5 protein-coding genes are annotated in these 2,654 nt (G+C 33.8%); 1 reads left to right on the top strand and 4 read right to left on the bottom strand.

Features of this window, described 5'->3' with window-relative positions:
* From AC1DJR_RS25565 to AC1DJR_RS25550, 4 genes are all read right to left on the bottom strand, one after another.
* On the bottom strand, positions 1 to 651 hold a 651-nt coding region (locus AC1DJR_RS25565; protein WP_477003814.1), incomplete at its 3' end, for a ribonucleotide reductase N-terminal alpha domain-containing protein.
* Positions 638 to 997: a class Ib ribonucleoside-diphosphate reductase assembly flavoprotein NrdI gene (gene nrdI, locus AC1DJR_RS25560; RefSeq protein ID WP_000959445.1), complete on the bottom strand. Its 360-nt coding sequence runs from the start codon at positions 995 to 997 to the stop codon at positions 638 to 640. The genes AC1DJR_RS25565 and nrdI, both read right to left, overlap by 14 nt.
* A gap of 478 nt (positions 998 to 1,475) precedes the next feature.
* Positions 1,476 to 1,793 carry a hypothetical protein gene (locus AC1DJR_RS25555; protein ID WP_060750618.1) on the bottom strand — a complete coding sequence of 106 codons (318 nt, stop codon included), beginning with the start codon at positions 1,791 to 1,793 and terminating at the stop codon, positions 1,476 to 1,478.
* A 25-nt stretch (positions 1,794 to 1,818) separates the two neighbouring features.
* Positions 1,819 to 2,013: a hypothetical protein gene (locus tag AC1DJR_RS25550; protein ID WP_060750619.1), complete on the bottom strand. Its 195-nt coding sequence runs from the start codon at positions 2,011 to 2,013 to the stop codon at positions 1,819 to 1,821.
* 261 nt (positions 2,014 to 2,274) lie between these two features.
* On the opposite strand from AC1DJR_RS25550, the gene AC1DJR_RS25545 reads away from it, so the two are divergent.
* On the top strand, positions 2,275 to 2,654 hold a 380-nt coding region (locus AC1DJR_RS25545), incomplete at its 3' end, for a GNAT family N-acetyltransferase (RefSeq protein ID WP_477003813.1).

Here is a 2,654-nt window from a genome sequence, read left to right as displayed (position 1 = left end):
AGGTACTACACCACTTGCGGCGTTATCAATACCTTTAATTTGCTCACCACGTGCACGTAGCTTAGATAAGTTTAAAGCTACTCCGCCACCGATTTTCGATAATTGCATTGCAGTATTAATGTTAAAGCCRATTGAATTTAAGCTATCATCCATCTCTAACAAGAAACAAGACACCATTTCTCCTCTTCTGCTTCKTCCCGCATTTAAAAAGGTTGGTGTCGCTGGTTGGTAGTTTTGTTTTACAATCATGCTTGCGAAGTGTTTTGCCTTCGCAACATCACCGCGTCCTAAGTATAATGACACAATTGCTACACGATCTTCATAGCTTTCTAAGTATTGTTTTTGATCATTCGTTTTTAACGCATAATCTTTATAGAACTTAGATGCTGCCATATAAGATTGGAACTCGAAGTTTTCACCATAAGCGATGTTATAAACTCCTTCTACTTCCTCCAAGCTATACTCGTCCAGAACGTTGTAATAGTAATCATGTTCTTTCATATACTCCATTCGCTCTGCCACGCTATTAAAATGAACGGTATTCTCTCTAGCTTCTTCCATAAAGACTTCTAAYGCCTCTTTATCTTTATGAAGCTGATAAAAACCGTCCTGCATTTGCGTGATTTCATTATTCAGTTCAATGTGTCGCAATCTCCCGCACCCTTTCTTTAAAATATTCTACATCATTATTTGTTCCAGATAACTCAAATTTTGATACAATAGGCACTTCATATTTAGTAGAGATTTTGTCAGCACTTGCACCAAACATGTCTCCCCAATTACGATTGCCACTTGCAGATACGCCTTTTAATTTTTCATTATTGCGTTCTAAAAAGTCTAAAACACGTTCCGGTACATTTCCAAAACCTGTTGTATACGTAATAAGAATAAAGTCCTCATCTAATACTAGAGCTTCATCAATTTGAACGGCCGGCATATTTAATTTGTGAATGAAACGCTTCACGTTTCCTGTCATAGAATCATATGCAACTAACATTTCCGACCCTCCCTCTCCAATCTATATTCTCTGTATGTCGTTTCTTGATTTCTCTATATATTGTATTACGTTTCAAAATAAGACACAAGATATATGTATAAATTCTTTCTTTTTTTAAATTTCACTTTTCGACATGACCGTCGATTTTTTTCAATACAAAGACTATGAAACAACATTCTAAAACTCATGTCAATAAAGTGCTTTTCAAAAAAGTTGTCAACGAATTTAACCTTATTTTAAAAAAAGTTAACAATATTTTTTGTCATAAAACAGTAAATGCTGGAGTAATATATTTCTCCAGCATCACGCAAAAAAGAACAGACCTTAAACGATAATCTGTTCCAAAAAACGATTACATTTATCAATTTTACTTTATTAAATATTTATACATACTCTTTCGTTCCTCGTTACATACTAAAAGATAACTATTATAGAAAAAGATTATTATTATGGAACTTCAATTTATTTATGAAAAAAATCATTCAGGCTGCTCAATACGCAAAATATCTTTTACAAATATATGATGTGGATTCTCATCTTTATCGAGCATTGTACATACAGGAGCTTCTTCATCAAAGTATACGATCATTCCTTCTACGTACTGATATGTATGTTGAACTTGTACAGTTACTTTAATTTCTATTGCTTGCTCATATGCTCTTTTTATTTTCTGAAGCATTTTTGCTGAACATTTTCGTTTCTCTGGATACATAACCATTCCCATAAACCTATTCCCAGCTCTATCTTTCCACATGTAATCCCAATGTGGCAATATGCCTTGTTTAAAATCTCCCATAATTCTCCTCTCCTTTATCTTCTATTTATGAACGTGGTGTTTCTGAATATGTATAAATTACCTGTCCACCGCGCTTTGCGTTCCCGATAATATGTTTAAAATCTTCTCGATTCACAACAACTTCTCTGAACGTATAAAATACATCTTTCGTCGCAACATACTCCTTTATTTCACCATTTTTCAGCTGATCCAAAATTGTATTTGCTAATTGTTTATCCATGTATTTCACCTCTCTGCAATATTTTATTCTATCGCATCTTCTATAGGTCSACAACGGTAAAATTATCCCGTTACTATTAKGTAATTCACTTTCATTATTTTTATATCTATATCACTTTATTATATTCRCACTAAATATCATATACTAACATAGCTACTTCTCTATATCAAACTTTTTGATGCCCTGTATAACAAAGTTCCAAATCACTGTTTGATATTTTATTTTATGCTACAATATACATTTAGAACTAGGAGGGATACTATGATTCGGAAAGCAAAAAAGACAGATGCGGTAGAAGTAGCACCTTTATTGTATAACGCTCTGCACGAAATTGCTGAAAAAATCACAGGTAGCACAGTTGAAGCAAAAGTAATACTAGGACTTGAAACATGGTTCGTAAAAGAAAATAATCGATTGAGCTATGAAAACTGTTTAGTGGCTGAACAAGGTGGAAAGGTAGTTGGGGTTATTGTCGTTTATCACGGTAGTGACGCTGAACAACTTGATGCACCAATCATGCACTACTTAAGAGAACTACATGAAGACGAATCCATTACGTTAGAAAAAGAAGCTGAACTTGATGAGTATTATATTGACACATTGTCAGTTTCAAGTATGTACAGTGGACGTGGTATTGGCTC

The sequence above is a fragment of the Bacillus sp. 05T31 genome (genome assembly GCF_056396725.1).
Note: the sequence above shows the minus strand (reverse complement) of the source record. Positions and strands in the feature narration are given on the sequence as shown.